23 protein-coding genes are annotated in these 20,848 nt (G+C 40.4%); 10 read left to right on the top strand and 13 right to left on the bottom strand.

The window, feature by feature from the left end:
- Positions 1-7: 7 nt before the first annotated feature.
- The 5 genes from ACTFWY_RS07375 (at position 8) to ACTFWY_RS07355 (ending at position 3,988) form a co-directional block, all read left to right on the top strand.
- Positions 8-1,495, top strand: coding sequence for a phytoene desaturase family protein (locus tag ACTFWY_RS07375; protein ID WP_311828247.1), 1,488 nt, complete (start codon positions 8-10; stop codon positions 1,493-1,495).
- Entirely contained in the window at positions 1,485-2,375 is an 891-nt protein-coding gene (locus ACTFWY_RS07370; RefSeq protein ID WP_138372079.1) for a phytoene/squalene synthase family protein, read from the top strand. Before ACTFWY_RS07375 ends, ACTFWY_RS07370 begins: the two co-directional genes overlap by 11 nt.
- Positions 2,365-2,913 (top strand): TetR/AcrR family transcriptional regulator, encoded by a 549-nt coding sequence (locus ACTFWY_RS07365; RefSeq protein ID WP_005471088.1) that lies wholly within the window; start codon positions 2,365-2,367, stop codon positions 2,911-2,913. The genes ACTFWY_RS07370 and ACTFWY_RS07365 overlap by 11 nt, the downstream gene beginning before the upstream one ends.
- Positions 2,914-2,959: 46 nt before the next feature.
- Positions 2,960-3,208 carry a hypothetical protein gene (locus tag ACTFWY_RS07360; protein ID WP_005471087.1) on the top strand — a complete coding sequence of 83 codons (249 nt, stop codon included), beginning with the start codon at positions 2,960-2,962 and terminating at the stop codon, positions 3,206-3,208.
- Between the two features lie 201 nt (positions 3,209-3,409).
- Complete coding sequence (locus ACTFWY_RS07355) at positions 3,410-3,988, top strand: TMEM175 family protein (protein ID WP_311828246.1); 579 nt, start codon at positions 3,410-3,412, stop codon at positions 3,986-3,988.
- 194 nt (positions 3,989-4,182) lie between these two features.
- On the opposite strand, the gene ACTFWY_RS07350 is transcribed toward ACTFWY_RS07355, so the two are convergent.
- The 8 genes from ACTFWY_RS07350 to ACTFWY_RS07315 form a co-directional block, all read right to left on the bottom strand.
- Positions 4,183-5,196: a sugar kinase gene (locus ACTFWY_RS07350; RefSeq protein ID WP_208774089.1), complete on the bottom strand. Its 1,014-nt coding sequence runs from the start codon at positions 5,194-5,196 to the stop codon at positions 4,183-4,185.
- Positions 5,197-5,212: 16 nt separating this feature from the next.
- Positions 5,213-5,953 (bottom strand): 2-dehydro-3-deoxy-phosphogluconate aldolase, encoded by a 741-nt coding sequence (gene dagF, locus ACTFWY_RS07345; RefSeq protein ID WP_081131652.1) that lies wholly within the window; start codon positions 5,951-5,953, stop codon positions 5,213-5,215.
- Entirely contained in the window at positions 5,950-7,062 is a 1,113-nt protein-coding gene (locus ACTFWY_RS07340) for a DgaE family pyridoxal phosphate-dependent ammonia lyase (protein ID WP_311828245.1), read from the bottom strand. Before ACTFWY_RS07340 ends, dagF begins: the two co-directional genes overlap by 4 nt.
- Positions 7,043-8,158, bottom strand: coding sequence for an amidohydrolase/deacetylase family metallohydrolase (locus ACTFWY_RS07335; RefSeq protein ID WP_103299626.1), 1,116 nt, complete (start codon positions 8,156-8,158; stop codon positions 7,043-7,045). Before ACTFWY_RS07335 ends, ACTFWY_RS07340 begins: the two co-directional genes overlap by 20 nt.
- A 1-nt stretch (position 8,159) precedes the next feature.
- Positions 8,160-9,254, bottom strand: a complete 1,095-nt coding sequence (locus ACTFWY_RS07330; protein WP_138372082.1) for a DUF871 domain-containing protein — start codon at positions 9,252-9,254, stop codon at positions 8,160-8,162.
- Positions 9,251-9,502, bottom strand: coding sequence for a hypothetical protein (locus ACTFWY_RS07325; RefSeq protein WP_216661509.1), 252 nt, complete (start codon positions 9,500-9,502; stop codon positions 9,251-9,253). Before ACTFWY_RS07325 ends, ACTFWY_RS07330 begins: the two co-directional genes overlap by 4 nt.
- Positions 9,503-9,773: 271 nt before the next feature.
- Positions 9,774-11,072: a PTS sugar transporter subunit IIC gene (locus ACTFWY_RS07320; protein ID WP_081131657.1), complete on the bottom strand. Its 1,299-nt coding sequence runs from the start codon at positions 11,070-11,072 to the stop codon at positions 9,774-9,776.
- 135 nt (positions 11,073-11,207) lie between these two features.
- Positions 11,208-11,699: a GNAT family N-acetyltransferase gene (locus tag ACTFWY_RS07315; protein WP_081131658.1), complete on the bottom strand. Its 492-nt coding sequence runs from the start codon at positions 11,697-11,699 to the stop codon at positions 11,208-11,210.
- Between the two features lie 439 nt (positions 11,700-12,138).
- On the opposite strand from ACTFWY_RS07315, the gene ACTFWY_RS07310 reads away from it, so the two are divergent.
- Positions 12,139-12,459, top strand: coding sequence for a DMT family transporter (locus ACTFWY_RS07310; protein ID WP_081131659.1), 321 nt, complete (start codon positions 12,139-12,141; stop codon positions 12,457-12,459).
- A gap of 252 nt (positions 12,460-12,711) precedes the next feature.
- Here ACTFWY_RS07310 and ACTFWY_RS07305 read toward each other — a convergent pair whose 3' ends face one another.
- Positions 12,712-12,876, bottom strand: a complete 165-nt coding sequence (locus ACTFWY_RS07305) for a hypothetical protein (RefSeq protein ID WP_311828244.1) — start codon at positions 12,874-12,876, stop codon at positions 12,712-12,714.
- A gap of 152 nt (positions 12,877-13,028) precedes the next feature.
- Complete coding sequence (locus ACTFWY_RS07300) at positions 13,029-13,898, bottom strand: cation diffusion facilitator family transporter (RefSeq protein WP_021149989.1); 870 nt, start codon at positions 13,896-13,898, stop codon at positions 13,029-13,031.
- Between the two features lie 623 nt (positions 13,899-14,521).
- Here ACTFWY_RS07300 and ACTFWY_RS07295 point away from each other — a divergent pair.
- Positions 14,522-15,247, top strand: coding sequence for an alpha/beta fold hydrolase (locus ACTFWY_RS07295; RefSeq protein ID WP_003126124.1), 726 nt, complete (start codon positions 14,522-14,524; stop codon positions 15,245-15,247).
- Between the two features lies 1 nt (position 15,248).
- The gene (gene mprF, locus ACTFWY_RS07290; protein WP_003126123.1) at positions 15,249-17,795 is read left to right on the top strand and encodes a bifunctional lysylphosphatidylglycerol flippase/synthetase MprF; all 2,547 of its coding nucleotides are present in this window, start codon (positions 15,249-15,251) and stop codon (positions 17,793-17,795) included.
- 146 nt (positions 17,796-17,941) lie between these two features.
- Here mprF and ACTFWY_RS07285 read toward each other — a convergent pair whose 3' ends face one another.
- The gene (locus ACTFWY_RS07285) at positions 17,942-18,898 is read right to left on the bottom strand and encodes an SPFH domain-containing protein (protein ID WP_060814082.1); all 957 of its coding nucleotides are present in this window, start codon (positions 18,896-18,898) and stop codon (positions 17,942-17,944) included.
- On the bottom strand, positions 18,895-19,107 hold the full coding sequence (locus ACTFWY_RS07280; protein WP_060814083.1) for a hypothetical protein: 213 nt from the start codon (positions 19,105-19,107) through the stop codon (positions 18,895-18,897). The genes ACTFWY_RS07285 and ACTFWY_RS07280 overlap by 4 nt, the downstream gene beginning before the upstream one ends.
- Before the next feature lie 233 nt (positions 19,108-19,340).
- On the opposite strand from ACTFWY_RS07280, the gene ACTFWY_RS07275 reads away from it, so the two are divergent.
- Positions 19,341-19,751 carry an Ohr family peroxiredoxin gene (locus ACTFWY_RS07275; RefSeq protein ID WP_060814084.1) on the top strand — a complete coding sequence of 137 codons (411 nt, stop codon included), beginning with the start codon at positions 19,341-19,343 and terminating at the stop codon, positions 19,749-19,751.
- 57 nt (positions 19,752-19,808) lie between these two features.
- Entirely contained in the window at positions 19,809-20,240 is a 432-nt protein-coding gene (locus ACTFWY_RS07270; RefSeq protein WP_003126119.1) for a MarR family winged helix-turn-helix transcriptional regulator, read from the top strand.
- A gap of 109 nt (positions 20,241-20,349) precedes the next feature.
- On the opposite strand, the gene ACTFWY_RS07265 is transcribed toward ACTFWY_RS07270, so the two are convergent.
- Positions 20,350-20,727, bottom strand: coding sequence for a hypothetical protein (locus ACTFWY_RS07265; RefSeq protein WP_311828243.1), 378 nt, complete (start codon positions 20,725-20,727; stop codon positions 20,350-20,352).
- Between the last annotated feature and the right edge of the window lie 121 nt (positions 20,728-20,848).

Below are 20,848 nucleotides of genomic sequence, written 5' to 3'. Positions count from 1 at the left end.
AGTTCTCATGAAAAAAATTATCGTTGTCGGCGGCGGTGTCGCAGGACTATCCGCCGCTGTCAGATTGCAACAAGCAGGTTATGCGGTCACACTATACGAAAAAGAAAGCCAGCCCGGTGGCAAAATGAACCAAATCAAGCAAGCTGGTTTTACATTTGATGTCGGCCCGACCATTGTTATGATGCCGGAGATTTATCGCGAGATTTTTGAACTATGCGGTGTCGATCCAGATGACTATATCCCGATGGAAAAGGTTGATCCTATGCTGCAGCTCTACTTTGCTGATGAAGCACCTCTCACCTTTTCCAATGATCTGATTGAATTCACTAAAACATTAGAAGGGATTTCTGAAGAAGATGCCCAAGGTTATTTCGCCTTTCTGGCAGATATTTATAAACGCTACGTGATTGCAAAAGAAGCTTTCATCACTAAATCGTTTCGAGGATTCTGGGATTTTTATAATCCTCAATCCCTTTGGGCAGGAATGAAATTGAAAACATTCAACGATGCCTACACTTCGATCTCAAAGTTTGTTAAAGATGACCGCTTGCGCAAGTCGCTAGCCTTTCAAACATTGTATATCGGGGTTTCTCCCTATCAAGGGCCCTCTCTTTATACGATCATCCCTATGATCGAGTTGTTCTATGGCGTCTATTTCATCAAAGGCGGTATGTATACATTAGCGACTTCGCTGGCTCGCTTATTTGAAGAATTAGGCGGCGTGATTCATTATGACTCACCGATCGAAGAACTGATCATTGAAAACAAGCGAGCAACAGGGATTCGTCTAAATGGGCACATCCATTCAGCAGATGCGATTGTCTGTGCGGCTGATTTTCCTTATGCGATGCAAGAATTGATTCCTAATGAAAAAAATCGGGGCAAATACACCAATAAAAAAATCAGCCGAATGGCCTATTCTTGTTCATGTTTTCTCTTGTACCTAGGGCTGGATAAAAAATATGAAGCCAATGGCTTGCATAGCATCTACTTTGCCGAAGACTTCAAAAAAAATGTCGATGACCTTTTTGAGACTGGTGTTTTGCCAGAAGATCCTTCCTTTTATCTCTATCGTCCCACATTGAAAGATGCCTCACTAGCACCCGAGGGTCACGAAGGCTTGTATGTGTTGGTGCCAGTTCCCGAGCTGTCCAAGTTTAATGATTGGCAACCTAATACAATCACGAATTACCGCAACAAAATTATCCACACGCTAAAAGAAAAAACGATTTTCAACGATATCGATGAGCATATCGTTTTTGAAACCTACTATACACCACAAGATTTCAAAGACCACTACAACGCTTATAACGGGGCGACTTTCGGATTGAAACCGACATTATCTCAAAGCAATTACTATCGTCCTCATAATAAGTTTGCTTACGCAGAAGGTTTGTATTTTTGTGGCAGCAGCACTCACCCAGGAGCCGGTGTCCCAATCGTGATGCAAAGTGCAAAGCTTGCCGTAGAGGAGTTACTAAAAGATGATCAATAAGGAAAGCACGCTTTTTGAACGATATAAGGAAGACTTTGCTTATTGCGAGCAAATCATCAAAAAACATTCGAAAAGTTTCTACAGTGCTTTTTCGCAATTACCCTCAGAAAAAGCACGTTCCGTATTTGCCGTCTATGCCTTTTGTCGGCAAGCAGACGATGCCATCGATCGTTATCAAGACATCGTTAAATTAAATGAACTAGAACACGGGTTACGACAAATGGCTTGCGGAAAGGTCCTGGATGCCCCTTTATGGCGGGCTCTTTCTGTTGTCTTTGCGAAATATGATTTACAGTTCCAGCCATTTTATGATATGCTCGCAGGACAGAGGATGGATCTAAATTTTCAGCCACCTGAAACGGAGGCTGATTTGAGTAGCTACAGCTACTTTGTTGCTGGAAGTGTCGGGTTGATGTTGCTGCCGATTTTATCTAGTCAGGCAGGCAAGATCCAAGAACCGGCCAAGAAGCTAGGGGAAGCTATGCAGCGAACGAATATTCTCCGGGATATTGGGGAAGATCTTGCGATGAATCGAATTTATTTACCAAAAGAAACGATGCAGCGGTTTGAGATTACCATTCAACACCTCAGACAAAAAAAGGTCACTGAATCCTTTATCCAGCTTTGGGAGTTTGAAGCTCTGCTAGCAGAAAAACTGTACGATGAAGCCTTGTCCATGATGCCTCAGATCGATGAAGACTGCCAGGAAGCGCTTATGGCTGCTTTATTGATCTATCGCGAACTATTGACGGTCATTCGTGAGAAAAATTACCAGGTTTTTCTCAAAAAAAATGCTGTCTCTATCCAAAGAAAAGCTTTTTTATTACGTTCTGTAAAACAGCAGATAAAAACCAACCGGAGTGAAAATAATGCAAGATGAGATTTTAGACGTGGCTGAACAGTTGTTCATGCAACAAGGGTATAAAGGAACTTCAACAAGACAAATCGCGGAGTTGTTAGGCATTACTCAGCCTAATTTGTATTATCATTTCAAAAGAAAAGAAGATATTTATTACGGTGTTCTTGCGCGGTTAGCGATAGATGTATCTGAAAACTTATATCAGATCGTTAATGATCCCAATGACTCCTTAGCAGAGAAACTGCAACGGATGGCTCGATTTCTGCAAAAACGTCACCCTTTCAATTTCTACTTAATGATGGATGATATCAAACATACCGTCTCTGAAGAAACCGCCAGAAAACTCTACTTGATTTGGAAAGAAAACTATCAGCAACCATTTATTCGCCTTTTTCAAACAAGTGAACTACGATTACGAAACGAACTTTCCTATCAGTTTATTGTCAGCCAAATGTTTATTCTCATTGCTTCATACTTAGATTCAGCAGAGAAAGAAACTGAACTCTATCAGGCCATTGATTTATTTTTATATGGTGTTTTAGATAAAGAGTCTAACTAGACAAACGCATCCACTCATTCTTGATTACTAAATAAGGAGGAAGAATATGCCAGAATATACTGACTTGACTGCGTCTGCTGCTATCGTCAACGCCTTTATCACAAAATACAATCAGCTCAAATCAATTTATCCAGAAGCGGTGATTGAACTTTGTGACGACCAAGGGCATCAAATCACTGAGGTCAAAAAAATCAACAGCGAATTGATCGAATTGATCATCGACGATAGCCAAGGACCAAAATTTCGTTACATCCACCCTTCTCAATTTGATTTGACATTCACTGTCAAACAATAATCCATTAGGACGATGAAATAAGATACTGCTAATGCTTCTCGCAATGAGAAGTTTCAGACACAAAGGCATACTCACCGTTGCCTTTTGAGTTAGCTTTGATCTTATATCACTGTCCTTTTTTTATTGCAATTCTCTTTGATAGACGAATCGTATCTATTGACGTAAACTAACACTGATTTACTATTCTGAAAGGAGCATGTTATGTCAAAGAACCGAATCGAGGCCTTTACAGATGCAGTGATTGCTATCGTGATGACTTTGCTGGTCTTAGAACTTCACCAACCAAAAAACGATACCTTTCAAGCGTTTCTAGGCATCGAACATCAGTTTATCATTTATTTGATCAGTTTTGTGATGCTGGCCATTTATTGGAACAATCATCATCATCTCTTTCAAGTTGCTGAACATATTGATGGATGGACATTATGGCCCAATCATTTGCTGATACTCTCGTTGTCGCTTTTTCCTTTTGTTACTTCGTGGGTCAGTCAATACCCGCTGTCCCTCGCTCCTCAAATGCTCTATGGTGCTGTGATTTTCTTGACTGATTTTAGCTATTATTTGTTAGGACGAGCATTAAGCCGGGAAAGCCAAAATAATCCAACCATTAGGAAACTATTTCAACGCTATCAGAAATTAACCTTTACTCTTTTTGTCAACATTGTGGCATTGCTCCTTGGCTGGTTGATTCATCCGCTTTTTGTGATCAGTCTCGATAGTCTCGTTCTACTTCTTTGGGTGATTCCCGAAAAGAAAGCCGAACGCTACCTGAATCAATAATCAATGAAAACGACTGCTTGATATCCCCCTCGACAATCCATTCACTTGTTGTTCGTCTTCTTACCTGTCGAATAAAACAAAAATCATCCAACAAAGAGCCCTTTTGACGGCAGTCACTGATTCGCCATCAAACGCTCTTTGTTGGATGATTTATTATTGTTTACGCGTGCTTTGTATATCCTAGCGAATAATACTCAACGAAATAAATCTACCCCAGGATTCTTTAGCACTTGCTCTACTTGTTCCCGTGTAATCAAGGGAACATCTCCTAACATCGTATGGGCCAATACAGCATTGGTGATAGCAAAATCCGCGGTTTTTTTTAGTGGCCATTTCTCGGCATATCCTAAAAGAATACCTGCTGCATATGCATCCCCTGCACCGATTCGATCTAGCACTTGTAACAATTGAGGTGCAGTTTCAACAGTTTCTTCTTTAGTGTAGATCATCCCGCTGATAAACTGTTTGTCTTCACTGGCTATCCGTCTGGTTCCTGTAAACCATTCAATCCCGTACTGCGCCATAAAGGCCTGAACGATTTGCTGTTCCTCTAGTCCATCAATAGGCAGCTGCTCACCAAATCCCAAAAGACCGTGCAAATCTCGTACAGACCCAAATACCAAATCACAATAAGGCAGAATCGCTTCGTAACGTTTTTTTAAGATTTCTCGCTGTCCTTCTTCCAAATTCAGACTGGGACGAAAATTAAAATCGAAGCAAACTTTGATGTTCTTCAAAGTAGCTTGTTTTGCCAATGTTATCGCGGTTTGCCACGTTTCTTCGGTCAAGCTCAACGAAATACCACAAATATGCAAAAGATCGATCGTTTCTAAATATTCAGCGATGGGATAAGTTGCAGGTCCGGAAACCCCAAATGAACTACCGCGGCGGTTCTGATACGTCACATAGGTGGGGCGAGCGCCAAAACCAACTTCAGCAAAATAACTGCCGATATGATTGTGTGCCTGACCAATAAATTCTGTCTTGATACCATAAGTTTGCAAATTCGCTTTGGCCGCATCACCCAAACGGTTTTTTGGTACTTTCGTCAATAAGGATGCTGAAAGATTGAAGTGCGCCAGATTTCCTAAAATATTTACGCCCGTTCCTGTAAAATCCATCCGCAGCGAATGGGTTTGTTCTAATGTCCGATATTCAGGCGGTGTCAAGCGCAGCATGACTTCACCGTATGCACCGATTCGCATCACAATTCCTCCTTCACTCTTACTTCAATGAATCTTTCATCATCTTCAGTAATCGTCTCACATCTTCCGGACGGGTATCGCCCGTCTCTGGATCAATGATCGAGCTATACACGTGAGGAATGATTTTCTTGACTCCTGCATCCACAGCAATCTGCAAGATTTCTGCAAAGTTATCCAAATCAATCCCACCGGTCGGTTCAAGATAAAAGTCATGAGCTGCACAAGCTTTTGCCACCGCTTGATATTCTTCTTTGTGCGCCAATCCTTTCATAGGGAAATATTTGATTGAACTAGCGCCCATATCCTTGAGTAATGCAATCGCCGTTTCAAGAGGAACCTCAGTGGGTTCTTCCTGTGAACTTAACGGGCCAGTGGCAATATTGACAAAGCCGACTTTGCCTGTCGGAGAAACTAATGCATTAACAATAGTTTCTTCTTGTCCTAACAACGCCCGAGATGTTGCAGCTCCCGTGAATACTTGATTGACATGTTGCGGCTGCAACACAGCAGAAATTCGAGAGACCATCTCGCTCTGATTCGGATCACCGGCACCGAGACCAACTGATAATGCATTTTCTATTTCTGCTTGGTATTTTTTCATGTCTTCAATCGCTGCTTCATCCGTGGAATAATTTTTGGAAAGAACGCCTAATAAGATTTTCCCTTCGGCTGCTTCAAAACATTCTTTGGCGTTTTCCACTGAGTTAGCTAAAACGTTTAAACAAATTCGATCTTCTAAATAAGTCGGGGATTTTTTCATTCTTTTGGTTCCTCCGGATTCATGATTTCTTTTAATCGATTGACAATCACATGCATTTCAGTTTCTGTGACTGCCCGAATATCAAATTCAATAATGCCGTGATTTGCTTGATATTCTCTCGTGTAGATGGCTGGTTCTTCTACTTTTAATTTCTGGATCACTTCCATCGCCGATGGCCCATTTTGGACCCGAACCCGGGCGCGATAAATGTCTCGCCCTGCACCATCTTGGACGATATCTGCAGACAAGCCAGTAATTTGATTGAGCGCTGCGATGAAGGGTTCCAAACGATGCTTCATGGAAGCGCCAGACTCACTTCCTTCAGCCAGATACTCTTCTACTGCTTGCGTAAGCCCCATCATATTTTCTTTACCGATCTTCATGGAACGCCCGATGCCTTTAAATTGCAGTCTCACCCATTCTATTAGTTCTTTACGACCGATCACTAAACCAGCACTTGGCCCAGACAAAGCCTTGGCTCCGGAGTAGATCACTAAATCGGCACCCTCCTGAATGTACCTGAAAAGATCCTCTTCCGCTGCCGCATCCACGATCAAAGGGATGCCCGACTGTTTTGCGACTTGAGCAGTTTCCTTTACTGAAAGCATACTTTTTTGTACTGTATGATGACTTTTGATATAGAGAATCGCAGCTGTCTGGGGACTGATCATCTGAGCAATATGGTCAACAGAGCACATATTGGCATAGCCTGCCTCAACAACTTGGCCTCCACCTTGTTGAACCATCACTTCAACAGGTGTGCCATAATCCACATTGTGTCCCTTCGGCAAGATGATCTCTCGACGCTGAATCTTTTCTGAATAAGGATGGTAAAGATGGAATGATGAGCCTTGTCCAATGACTGCTGCCACAGATTGAGCAATTCCAGCAGAAGCTGAAGAGACGATTTGAGCATCTTCAACTTGAAGTAGTTTGGCCAAATAGGCCCCTGTTTTGACTGCTAACTCGCTCATCTCAAAAAAATGTTCCCCACCAAAGCGTTGGGCTGTTAAGACACCTTCGCTCACTTTAGAAACACCGAGAATCGTCATTTTACCAGAAGCATTGATGACTTGCTTCAAGCCAAGTTTAGTCAGATTCAATGTCATATACTTGTCCTCCAATTATAGTCTTTAGCGGAATGATCTGTCGATCAATACTTCGCTTGTTCCCATTTGAATCAATCAGTACTTTGGCTGCTTCTTTGAATTCAAAGATCGTGAAATCAGCATCCATTTCTTCTTCGATGGCACCTTTTCCTTTTAGTTGAAACTGACGAGCTGGTGCCAATGTTACTTTCTCGATGATTTCTTGCCAACTATACCCGACAACGGCTAATTTCTCCATAGTAGTAGCCAAATCATATACCGGACCCTTCATACGGTTACGTATATAAATATCGGTGCTGATAGAAGCAGCTTTCAAATTGGCGGCATAGGCTTTTTCTGCCACCGAAAAATTGAAACTATCTGTACCATGACCAATATCAAAAGCAACACCTTTGCCATAAGCATCAAAAACAAACGATTTGATGGTATTTGACTGACGATCTAAAATACCATTTTCCTTGCCATTGAAACAGTGGGTCAGAACGTCACCTTTCTCTAAACAAGACAAAATGTCAGCCAAATCTGGTGGTGCTGAACCAATATGAACCATCAATGGTAGGCCTGGGTGTTCTTTTTGGATGTTTTTGGCTAATTTCAATGGAGTGATGCCATTTTCGCCAATCACCGTCCTGCTCATTCTCGCTTTTAACCCCACGATGAAGTCAGGAAATTCATTTAGGGCCTTTGTGATCAGATCCCCCTTGATCTTAGAAAGATCGGCTAATTCATCTTGTTCGACGATGCCCCATTTTGAAATATTGACAAGCGCAAAGACATTCGTTTTGGCTGCTTGTGCAAATTCGTAGAAACGATGAATATTTTCGGCGCCAGTAGTCCCCGCATCGATTACTGTCGTTACACCTTTTGCCACACCGATCTGATCGGGATAATCATAGTACAAGCTCATTTCTTCAAAACAATGGACATGATCATCAATCCAGCCTGCCGAAAGATACTGATTCGGAAGAAGTGTCCACTCCTTTTGTGCGGATTCTTCGATCGTTTTTGCGATCTGGCAAATTTTCCCTTGCTGGATCCCGATATCGAAAATCTCTTCATTGAGTGTACGTGCCTGGCGGATAATCATATCCAACATGTTAATCATTCCTCTCGGTAAATTTAAATTTGGTCCACGGATGAATATACGACAACAACAGCCGTTCTTCTGCGACAATTGATCCAACTTTATTTTTTCGCGGATCGCAATGAGGGGTCAACACCACCTGTAATTCGTTTTTGTACTTGCCAAAATCATCGTTGCCGATCACAATATCTCCAGGTTGGAATTCCTCCAGATTATCGTGGGCTGGGTTATCAAATTGCTTGTATTTTTTTCGGACTTCTGTTGATCGAATCATCCGATCAGTAATGTCCCCTCGACGGTAATGCTGCTCTTTCAGAACGATCTTTCGTTCGCATGAAGTGCTCTCCGGTGTAAAAGTCACCGAAAATTCTGTTTGGTAACGATTGATTGCGCCAAGTGCTGCAAGTTCTGCTTCTGAGGCATAGGCATTCCCAATGATTACATCATCGATCAATCCTGTTGCAAAGAGATGTTTTGCTGCGATCTCTACAGGTAAATGCCGATGCATCTCTAATGTCGGTAATCCGTCATTGATATCCCATGGACCGATCGTTCCAGACTGTGAAGTGATAAAAGCGGCAGTTCGAATTCCTTTGGTTTTAAAACGCTGGCTGCATTTTTCGAAGAACTCATACGGTAATGCGGTGCCTTCCTGAGGATAAAAATTGTGACAGCCATATAAGAAAGGCAAGTTTGCTTGATACGTCAAAATATTGTCTAAATAAGCGACGTCGTTGCTCATATTTAGCTCGATCGCCAATCCAAACGGATTATAAGTCAGCATTGCTTCTTTGCTGCCGTCAAAACCTAAATCCAAGCGGATGCCATCCGCACCCAATTCGTGGAAAAACGTCAAATCATCATAAGAAATTTCCAGCTCTTCAAAAATTGCCGGTGCAACATCCAAAATCGTTTCGTAGCCAAGTGATTTGGCAAATCTTAATAATTCTGAGAATTTCTTGCGAACAATTTCTTTGCCTTCTGTCACTTCTAACATGCTCATAAAAATTCGACTAAATCCATAGCGTTGAGCCAATTCTAAATAAGCTTTGTCTTCGTCATTACTGCTGTGGTCTGGATAAATAGAGATTCCTAGTTGTCTTTTCATTTTGTCCACTCCTTCTGCGCACCAATTTGAGAAAATTTTGTGATCAGCAACGTACTGCAACCAACAGTCAGTGTTGTCAAGATCACCGGGGCAATCGTTGTCCTGCCAAATAGCATAACGGCAATGACTAATACTAATAAGGATCCGGCTATCAGTGTGCGGAAGCGAATCTGCTGGATAAATGCTCCATGTCTGGTTAGCCAAATTTGTAATCCGATAAATAATAAACATGCATACATCAGCATCATTTTATGCACTTAGTCTCCTTTCGATCATCAAACGAGGATCCTCGCGCATGAACCACTGTTTAAGCAACAAATGAACCCTAATTGCTTCACTCAAAAGAACCATCTAGAAAGCACTCTGGGATTGAGGTGTTTACTGGGATGATCCCGTAGAATTGTTTCTGTTCACCTAGAAGAACTCGGTATTTCCCAGAGAGCTCATTTGGTTGTCATTTATGGATCGTTCTTTGCTCCTATCCCATCGTCTCGTTTGACTTCTTGATAAAGAGACCCTTCATTCTTGAGTCGCTTGTTCTTCTTCACGTTCTAATTGCTGTTTTTCAAAGACTTTAAAGAATGGGTAATAGATCGCCAATGTGATCAAAAAGTTCACCACAACTAAGATTCCAGCGGCAACACTCCAATTTGTACTCATCCAAGCAGCAATGGGTGCTGGAATGGCAAATCCTAGACGGGCAGCCATCATTGGAACGATCCCTGTCGTCGTAGCAAAGTACGAAATTGTCGTTGTAATCAAAGGTGCTACAAGAAACGGAATCCCAAGAATCGGATTCATCACAATCGGAGCTCCAAAGATGACCGGTTCATTGATATTGAAAATACCTGGCAAAATCGAAAGACGTCCTAATTGTTTCAAATAGTTTGATTTTGAGAATAAAAACAAGACAACCAGCGCAAGCGTCGTTCCTGCCCCACCAATCCAAACAAACCATTGCAGAAATTGTTCTGTAAAGATGTTTGGTAATTCATGCGCATTGCCGGATGATTGAAAAACTTCCATATTTTCTGCAATCGAGATATCCCAGAAAGGACGGATCACCGGACCCATGATTGCTGGTCCATGAATTCCAAGAACCCAAAAGAAACAAATCAAGAAAACTGTCAATAAGCCGCCAAACAAACTGTTTCCTGCTAAAACATCTTTCAGCGGCATCAAAAGGTTACTTAAGAAGCCATTGATATCAAAACCGATGATATGACGAATGACCCAAAACAAAACAAGAATCGCTCCCCCGGGAATCAATGCCATGAAGGAATTGGTCACTTCAGGGGGTACACCATCAGGCATTTTGATCGTGATATTTTTGACAATAAAGAAGCGATAGATTTCCACTGACAAAATAGCTGTGACAATTGCACCAAATAGTGATCCAGAACCAAGGTTAGCAACATTGATGAAACGTCCAGCATCGATCACACCTTCTACCGATTCAAGAACCCGAATTGGTGGTGCTGCCGTGATCAAAAAGGACATTGTTGCCAAAATACCTGCTGTCAATGAGTCTAGTTTGTAACTTTTTGCCAATGAAGATGCGATACCAAAGGTCGCATAAAGTGCAAGCAGACCAACAGTATAGCGAAACGGAATGTCTAGAACTTCACGATATGGTTCAATAAATGCTGCAACTGACTCAATAGGAAAATTCAATAATATCGTGAAAAAGGAACCGACGATCGTCAATGGTAATGTGGCAATGATTCCTTTACGTATGGCCACCATATGTCGCTGCATACCTACCTTATTTGCCACTGGCATTAACTTTTGTTCAATAAACCCTACAAATCCATTCATTTTAGCCCTCCTAATTATAACATTATAATCTTTACAAGGACAATATAACACAGTTAAAAAGGTGTGTAAACGTTTTTTTAATAGGAAATAAGCTTTCTTCCTACAAACTGAGCGATGGAAAAAAGCTTATGTCTTTCATTGTTTGAATGTTTTTTCGTAGATATAGTCATCCATTACAAAACCTTGACCGATATCAACCTTTCGTTCCCCGACCCGGACAAAACCCCGGTGTTCGTAGACGGCAATCGCTTGTTGATTGCCTTTATTGACGTTCAAAAAGAGTGTTTTGCCAGCGGCTAAAGATTCAACCCAATCAAATACTTTGCTGGAGACGCCTTTTCCTCGCATAGCAGGTGTTAAATAAAGTTTACTCAAATACAGACGGTCTGCCTCTTCTTCGTAAGCTGTGTAGCCAATAATCTCATCTTCTAATCGAAGAATAAAATAAGCGGCGCCTTCTTTGATTTCTTGTTGGATCGTTTCTGGAGATTGATAAGTTTCTAGCATATAGCTGACTTGAGCAGACCCGATGATAGGTGTAAAGACTTCTGACCAAATCTCCTTAACGACAAGCTCTAATTCTTGAATCTCCTCTAAAGATCGGACTGGTTGAAATGTAATTTTCATGGTGGACTCCTTTCAAAGATGTATCCCTACATATCTTTATTATATCGGAATGTTTTTTAAATAAATAGAAAAGTCTTTCTTTGTCTTAACTATTGATAATGTTGTCTATCCGCAATTGAAAGAAAGATTTAGCACCATCAGAAAGTTCTGCTGATCGCATCAAGTTTGTTAGGAAAAATTAGATGCGATGACGAGAAACAGGACCAGCTCATTTTCTGGAACAGTTTCTCTTTCTTTCAATTTTTATCCGAAAGTGCTACCCCTCATTTTTTCGATAAGTTTTTTTCATTCCCCAAAAAAATCCGAGTGTGCTATACTGGTTACAAGAAAATAGAGACTGCCACCGGGTAGTTAAAAGAGGACGATCATTCCAGTAGGTCTTAGAAGGAATGGTCTTCCTCTTTTTGTTTTCTAAATAATCAAAAAGGAGGGAAATAGAATGGCTTGGCTCGAACTATTATTAGCTGGCGTACTAGAAGTATTCTGGTCCACAACGATGAAATGGAGTGAAGGATTTACAAAAATCAATTTTACGATTTACACCATTATTGGTATGATCGCCAGTTTTTTCTTTTTGTCGCAAGCAATCAAACAACTGCCAATGAGTTTATCCTACCCTATCTGGACTGGGATCGGTGCGGTGGGTTCAGTCATCATTGGTGTGGTATTGTTCCATGACAAGATAAACCCAGCCACTTGGCTTTTTGTTGGATTATTATTGATCAGTATTGTAGGCATTAAAATGACTAGCGGTCACTAACTTCAAAAAGTTTTTTTGAAGTCTTTTAAAAGACTTTTATAAAAATCGAATCACTTCTTTCTACCGAAATCTTTCTTATTTCTACTTTTGCTTTCCTCTAGGATATCATCAGACTACTGATCTTCTCTGACAAAAGAAAAGTTGGATTACCTTCATTCTTTCTTTTCTCAAAGGCTAAAAAAGCAGCAGCTTGATCATTGATGGATCAAACTGCTGCTTTTCTTTTTGTACTTGACTAAAACGAGTTGAATCTCAAACGAGTTCAGCTTTTTTTTCTGTAATTTGTTTCTGAAGAAGAGCTAATATCTGTCTATCTTCTACTGATAAAATATAATTTTTACAAATTTCTAAAAGGACAGGTTGTCCCACTTCATTAATTTTCTTTGCTTGAAGGTCAGTGATATTTATCATCTCCATACGATCCCTACTTTCTTTTTCTGATAAGAATAGTTTGCCATTCTTTCAATAAAAAAAGAAGCAACGGGATGTTTACATGCTAGAAACGTGGTGTTTACACTGTTTTTTTTAACTTACACAACACAAAATGACCCTTAAAAATAAATCGGCAATTAATCTGGTTCAATATGAATATCTGTATCATAGACATTGAAACGATCAGACAGCAATGCTTCTATGGCATCAGCTACTGCATGACTTTTTTCAACTGTCAAATATTTGTCCATCGTAATAACAATATCAAGAAACACATTTGCGCCATACATTCTGCCGCGAATACTCTTGACAGATTTTACTTCCGGAAAATCGGCTACGACTTGTTCGTACTCGTTGACCAATGTTTGATCAAAACCATCTGACAATGAGAAGGCACTTTCTTTAAAAATATCAATGGCCGTTTTTAGGATCAGAACAGCGACAACGATCGCTGTTAGACTATCAAGCCACCCCCAGCCAAAAGAAGCGGCAAAAATGGCAATGGCGGTTCCGATGCTGGTCCAAGCATCGCTGCGATTGTCTTTGGCAGCAGCAAGCAGTGCGGAACTTTTTACTTGTGCAGCCAATCTTCGATTGAAGGTATACACACCATACATGAGAATAGCTGAGACCACACCTATAATTGCCGCAAGCATATCAGGACTTTCTGTCTCCCCTTGAATCAAGGACCAGACAGAGGAATAAAGTACTTGCAGCCCTACAGCAAGCATGATCAATGACGTAATCAAACTTGCTACATTCTCTGCTTTCCAATGTCCATACTTATGTTCTTCATCAGCCGGTTTTTGAGCTAAGCGTAGACCTATCAAAACAGCCACTGAAGCGATTATATCGGTGGCATTATTTAAACCATCTGCCCATAAAGCTTCCGATCCAGCTATTTTACCGATCAATAATTTAACGAATGAAATCAATAGATAGGCAATGATACTAAGCAGAGCGCCCTTTTCTGCTCGCTTCAATTCTTCATATCTAGTCTCTCTCATTTATTTCCCTCCAGCATCAAGATAACAACTTGAAAATAATAACTGAATTCCTGAAACTTTGCAGTAATTATTGGAGAGATATAATCTTTTAGGAATAACAAACATTTGCTTTCTGCGCCACGAATGCATCTTGCAGGTCAAACTGAATGAAAAAAATTCAGAAGGCACCTTGTTGATTTCCTTTTGACATGTTAAACAAGCTTTAAATCATTCATTGTTCCCCCGTTTAATGAAAACCATTGTCACTGAATGGGAGACACTATGGGGTATCCTTGCTGCTTTGCGTAGTTCTCTTCTATAGTTCTCTTCTATGGTTTTCTTCTATGGTTTTCTTCTATAGTTCTCTTCTATAGTTTCCTTCTAAAAAATAAGAGGGAAAAATACGGGGGAAAATGTGAAAATTTTCTATTTTGGCAAAGTTTTCTGTTCCATTTCGAAGTGATCTCCTAAGATATGGCTAGAAATGAATCTAAAGAGCAGCATCTGTCTGATTTCTTAATATAATAAGATAGCAGTTTTCTAAGACAAAAATGAATAAACGATGATTATTTCTAGTGAAAAATCACCATTTGATTTTATCAATCGCGGGCTTCAAGGTATACTCAAAGAAAGTAGGTGAAAAAATGGAATCTGAAAAGTGTTATGCCAAAATGCAAGATGGCTCGGTCCTTTACTATGAGAAAATTGGAAAAGGCAAGCCATTATTCTTATTGCATGGCAATGGCGGGAGCAGTGCTTACTTTGCTAATCAGATAGCTGAATTAAGTCAGAAACATCAGCTGTACTTGATAGACAGCCGTGGGCATGGCAAATCAACGAATACCCGCAAAAAAATTGATTTTTTCTTGATGGCTGATGACTTGTATGCCATTATTCAAAAAGAACACCTGTCAAAGGTAGCTCTTCTAGGATTTAGTGATGGCGCAAATTTAGCTATGGTGTTTTGTTTTAAATATCCGGAATTAGTGAGTTGTCTGATTTTAAATTCCGGCAATACGGATCCTAAAGGGGTTCGGCTGTTTGCACGGATCGGCAGTCTGATCCAATATGCAGTCGTTTGGCTTTGCGCGCCTTTCGATAAAGGCATGCGTGGTTTTTTACCGATTCTTGCACTACTCTTTCGTAACATCGGTTTATCAGCCACCGATTTAAAAAAAATTACTGTCCCAACACTGATTTTGGTAGGAAAAAGAGATTCAATCAAATTGTCTCATTCATTTTATCTAGCCAATCATATTCCGAATGCCAATTTCATGGTAGTAAAGGGACAAGGACATAGTTTTGCTCGCAAAAATCCAAATATATTCAATCAGAAAGTTCTTTCTTTCTTAGATAAGGTGGGACAATAAAATGAAACTTTTTACATGGATTCGTAACCATCTCTCCTTGTTCAAAGGACTCTTTTTGATCGCTGTAGCAGTGATCGTTTTAGGTGAATTGCTTTCCTTAAGCAAGACGATTTCCGTCGATCAATTGACGACACTGTTTTCCGAATTAGCGGTTTGGCGTGTTGCATTGATGCTTTTGATTAGTTTGCTTTGTATTGCGCCAATGATTGGTTATGACATTATCTTAAATCGGCTCTTAGGACAAAAGCTTTCTGCCCGTTATTTAAGTGAAACAAGCTGGATCATCAATACCATGAATAATCTTGTAGGATTCGGCGGTTTTATCAGCATTGGTCTTCGCTCCGAATTCTATGGCAAAGAAAAAAATGGCAAAGATGTTGCTCAAGCAATTTCGAAAATTTTTATTTATCTGATGTCTGGGTTATCGCTTTTATCATTACTGGCATTAGGGTTCGTCGTCTTTGGGCCAACAACTGATTATCTGCAGCAATATTGGATTTGGCTATTGGGAGGAAGTTTGTACTTTCCAGTGGTCTATGTCTTAAGTTTGTCGAAGAAGAATGGCTATTTAGGCGGTCTGACCCCTTCTGACCGCGGTCAACTGATTTTGGTTTCATTATTGGAATGGGTAGGGGTATTTACGGCCTTTATCACCACCGGTATGCTGATGGGGATCTCTGTGGATATTTTTCAAATACTGCCATTATTTATTGCTGCATCTGTGATAGGGATCGTATCAATGATTCCCGGAGAATTAGGAACCTTTGATGTCATGATGATCATGGGAATGGGTTCATTGAATATTCCCCGAGAAAGCGTCGTAGCGTGGCTTCTGCTATTCCGGCTATTCTATTACATCATTCCGTTTTTGATTGGGGTGCTTTTGTTCTCTAAAAATGTCAGTGTAACGCTCAACACACGCTTTTCTGGTATTCCTAAAGGATTGCTTTTAGAAGTATTCCATAAGATTGAAGTACTGTTGCTCTATTTGACTGGTACGATGCTGGTTTTGTCAGCAACGATTCCGGAAGCATTTGACCACATTCAATGGTTAGCCCATCTTAATCCGATACGGTTGAATTTTGTCATGCAATACCCAAGTATTTTCTTAGGCTATCTTTTCATCATTGCTGGTCGTGGGGTTTCAGCTCGTGTTTCGCGCGCTTATTTTCCAACATTGCTGTTGATTGCAGCAACGATCGGCTATGCGGTCTTAGCCGGTTTCCGCTTTTCAACCATGTGTTTCTTGCTCTTCTTATTGGCGATTATGGTCCTTTCCAAAAGTGAACTATTTCGTAAGCAACTGGTTTATTCTTGGGAATGGCTGACGATCGATGGCCTTTTGATGGGATCTTTGACTGTCCTTTATGTGATTATTGGGGTCTATAACATGCCCCATTTAAATCGTCATCCCGCCCATCGTTCCATTGATTTTCTTTTGTTTCCTTCTGAAAAGTTATGGTTGCAAGGCTTTCTGGCTATCATGATCGTCGCTATCGCGGTCTTGCTTTTCTCACGCTATTTAATGGGACCCAAACATCAAATTGGACAGAGACCTGAGAATGAAAAAATCTTGACTCTTTTAGAGACCTACGGTGGGACTAGTGATAGCCATCTTGTCTTTTTGAAAGATAAAGAAGTCTATTTCTATCCGAACGAGACCGATCCTACCGTCTTTTTCCAGTTTACGACCTATAACAATAAATGTTTGGTCATGGGGGACCCAGCTGGTAAGCAAGAGGATTTTGCTGCTGCACTAGAAGCCTTTATCACAGAAATGGATCAGTGGAATTATTTGCCTGTCTTCTATGAAAGCAGTGAAGAAATGGTCATGCTGCTTCATGAATTCGGCTATGACTTCATCAAATTTGGTGAGAAAGCCTTCGTGGACCTACAGAATTTCACCTTGTCTGGCAAAAAAATGAAGGGTCAACGGGCATTAAACAACAAAATCAATAAAGAAGGCTTTACTTTCGATGTCCTACAACCACCGTACAATGCGGAAACATTTGCCAAGCTACGAGATATTTCTGATCGCTGGCTAGATGGTCGCAAAGAGAAAGGTTTCTCATTAGGATTTTTCTCTGAAGATTACTTGAGCACCGTCCCAATCGCTGTCGTCAAGAACCAACAGCAAGAAATTGTGGCATTTGCTTCTTTTATGCCTACTTATCAGACAGGTTGTGGGTCAATCGACTTAATGCGTCATGATCCTGAAAAAGCACCTAATGGCACAATGGACTTTTTGTTCATCAATCTCTTCGATTATTTTAAAAACCAAGGATTCGAACAGTTCGACTTAGGGATGGCCCCGCTGGCGAATGTAGGGACGTTCAGAAGCAGTTTCATTCAAGAACGGATCGCCTATTTGATCTATAACTTTGGTTCTCACTTTTATTCCTTTGAGGGATTGCGGGAGTACAAGAGCAAGTATGCAGCTTATTGGTCTCCTCGTTATATTCTCTATTCCAGAGATAGTTGGATCGGTTATGTGATGATCGCATTGTTGATAGTAGACAATCGAACTATTACTACGTCTTCTCTTTAGGATAAACAAAGACTACGCCACAAGTACCAATAAGACAACAACTATCCAGTAATCAATCTATTGTTCAACAAATCAAAAACGAGCTCCAGCCATGTTTATCAAACAATGGGTGGAGCTCATTTATGTTGGTTGATTCAGTTAGTTTGTTATTCGCTGGTTTTGTCTGTTTGTTCCCAGAGTTGTTTCACAACTGGAATATTGCCTAATTCTGTCATGTTTGATGGTAGAATGACTGTATTCGTCTTACTGTTGACAATATCTTTAAAGGCTTCAATGCCCAAGTAAGAGAGTGAACGTTCGTCTAATTGACTTTCTTTGATTGCTTCATTGATGGCTAAGATCCGTTTACGTTCTGCTTCAGTAATTTTAGCAATTCGTTCTGCTTCGGCGTCTGCATCGATCCGTACACGTTTAGCACGAGCTTCCGCATCAATCTGAGTTTGTTCCGCTCTGGCTTGGGCATCGATCGTCATTTGAGAAGCTTTGGCTTCCGCACTTAAGACAGCAGAAGATTTCTCCCCTTGTGCCCGCGTGATCATGGATTCTTTATCCCGTGAAGCAGTGATCAGTTTGTTCATTGATTCAATGATTTCTTGCGAAACTTTGATCTCACCAATATTGATTCGGTCGATCGCCAACCCATACCCCGCTGTGATATCTTTAATGGAAGTAAACAACGCCACGTTGATTTCTTCTGTTCCGTTGAGAACTTCATTTAGATCCATTTTCCCAATGATTCCTCGCAAATTGGATTGCGCATCTTGGATCATAGAAACGACCGAGTTTTCATTATCATAAACAAACGCCCGGACATCTGTGACATGGTATTTGATGGCTTCATCAATTTGAACGATAACATTATCCTTCGTGATAGCACTTTGCGGTTCAATTTCTAAAGGAATCTGTTTAAGTGATACTCGTTCTCTGACTGTATATAAAATAGGGACTAAAAAGTGTAGACCTGGTTCAAGTGTCTTAACATACTTCCCAAAACTCTCAACTACTTTTACTTCACCTTGTCGAACGATAACAGCAGTGCTTGCCAACAGCCAAATCACGATCGCTATGACAAGAACGATTAAGATAATTTGTACGATAATCATTGAATATACCCTCTTCCATTTTCAAATAATGTATTGTTCACTTGTGTCAGCAAGATCCCATTTTCAACGCCGATGATCTCCAGCATCACATTCTCTGCTGGAATACCGGCAACAACCCGATATTCAGTATACGTACCAAAGATTCGAATGAATCCGGCATAATGATCTGTCGCGGAACGAAAATATTTCCCGACTGCGCGGTTTTCCATATATTCTACGATTTTAGTCACCCTCTTCACTAACCAACTATCCTTAGATTCTGTGCTATCATCATATCATGTTTTGCCTTGCTACACAGTAATTATTTAAACTTTTACTTTCAATTTAATGTAAAAACAAGTAAAAATATAAAAACCTGCTTTTGCAAGCAACTTAATTGCTTTCCACAATTAAATTGCGTGCAATCTAATTGTACAAAATCAAAAAACAGGAGTGAAGTTAGATGAAAAAAATGTATTCTACAAAGATGATCAACACAGGTGGCCGTTCAGGAGAAGTTCATAGTCCTGATCATTCCTTCGAATTATCCATCGCAGCACCTGGTAAACGGGTCGAAAATGCCACTAACCCAGAACAACTTTTTGCCGCTGGTTTTAGTGCTTGTTTCAACAGTGCTCTTGAACTTGTAAAGCAAAGTAAAGGAATTGATGGCGCATCAACCGTAAGTGCACAAGTTTCACTTTATGCCGAAAATGAAAGTAGTTTTGTTCTAGGAGTAGAGATTGAAGGATTTGTAGAAGGTCTTTCATTAGATGAAACACAAGAATTACTAGAAATTGCTCATACCGTATGTCCTTATTCAAAAGCAACAGCCGGCAATATTGAAGTAACCGTCAAAGCTGTTAGTGAGTAGACTTTCCGATACAAAAAAGCTATGATAAGAAGCGTCAGTATAAAAAGGAGTGAGGACATGAATGACTTAGCACTTGAAAACCAACTATGTTTTCCTCTATACGCCGCTTCGAAAGAAATTATCAAGCATTATAAAGGATTACTGGACCCACTGGACTTGACCTATACGCAATATCTCGTGATGCTCGTCTTATGGGAGCAAGGAACATTGACAGTAAAAGAATTGGGCGATTCTCTGTGTCTGGACTCTGGAACTTTGACTCCGGTTTTAAAGAAACTCGAAATGAAAGGCTATCTTTCAAGAACTCGCAATCAAGAGGACGAACGTTCTTTAAATGTGTCATTGACAGGAAAAGGGCAGCTGCTCCATGATTCTGCGGTGAATATTCCCAGTAAAGTCAAAGACTTCCTGCCATTGTCTCCTACAGAACTAGCTGATTTACATCGCTTGACGACAAAAATGCTGCATCAGTTTCAGAAAACTAGCTAAAAAAGATCCGACTTACCGGATTGCTCGAAACGTTAGCCGAAAAACTAACTTCTTAAGCGCAGTCCATAAGTCAGATCTTTTTTTGTTGGCTCTCTTTGGACAAGCAAGATCACTGATGGTCTTTTGGCATTGAAAGCTCTTGTTTTTTAGCAGTAATTTTGTCCATTAACATCGCTAACTGCTTTTCTTCGAGACGACCAATCGCCACCTGAAGCATAGCAAAAATCTGATCTTGGTTAAGAATCGACTGCAGTACTTCTAATTCAGTCACTTTGGGTTGAAAACGACGTGTTAAAACCGAACCGCTCATTTTGATGCTCGCAACTTCCAGTATGCCTTTATTGACTAATTTTCTGATGACTGATAACGAAGTGTTGCGATTCAAGTTAAAACGCTCACTAAAATCACTGCAACATAGTGGTTCCTGAGCATTCCAAAAACAAATCAGAATCTCCCACTCTTTTTTTGAAAAATTCAAATAATCCATATATGCCCCTTTCTCTTTGCTCATTCCATGAACAATGTTATATAGCTAATTTCCTGAATCCAGTCTAACTGTAACGCTGAATTGAAAAGACTTTTCAGTTATTCTTCATTCATATATCAAT

It is taken from the genome of Enterococcus sp. 125944 (genome assembly GCF_051909435.1).
Classification (GTDB): Bacteria; Bacillota; Bacilli; order Lactobacillales; family Enterococcaceae; genus Enterococcus_D; species Enterococcus_D gallinarum.
This window is presented reverse-complemented; position numbering and strand designations above follow the sequence as displayed.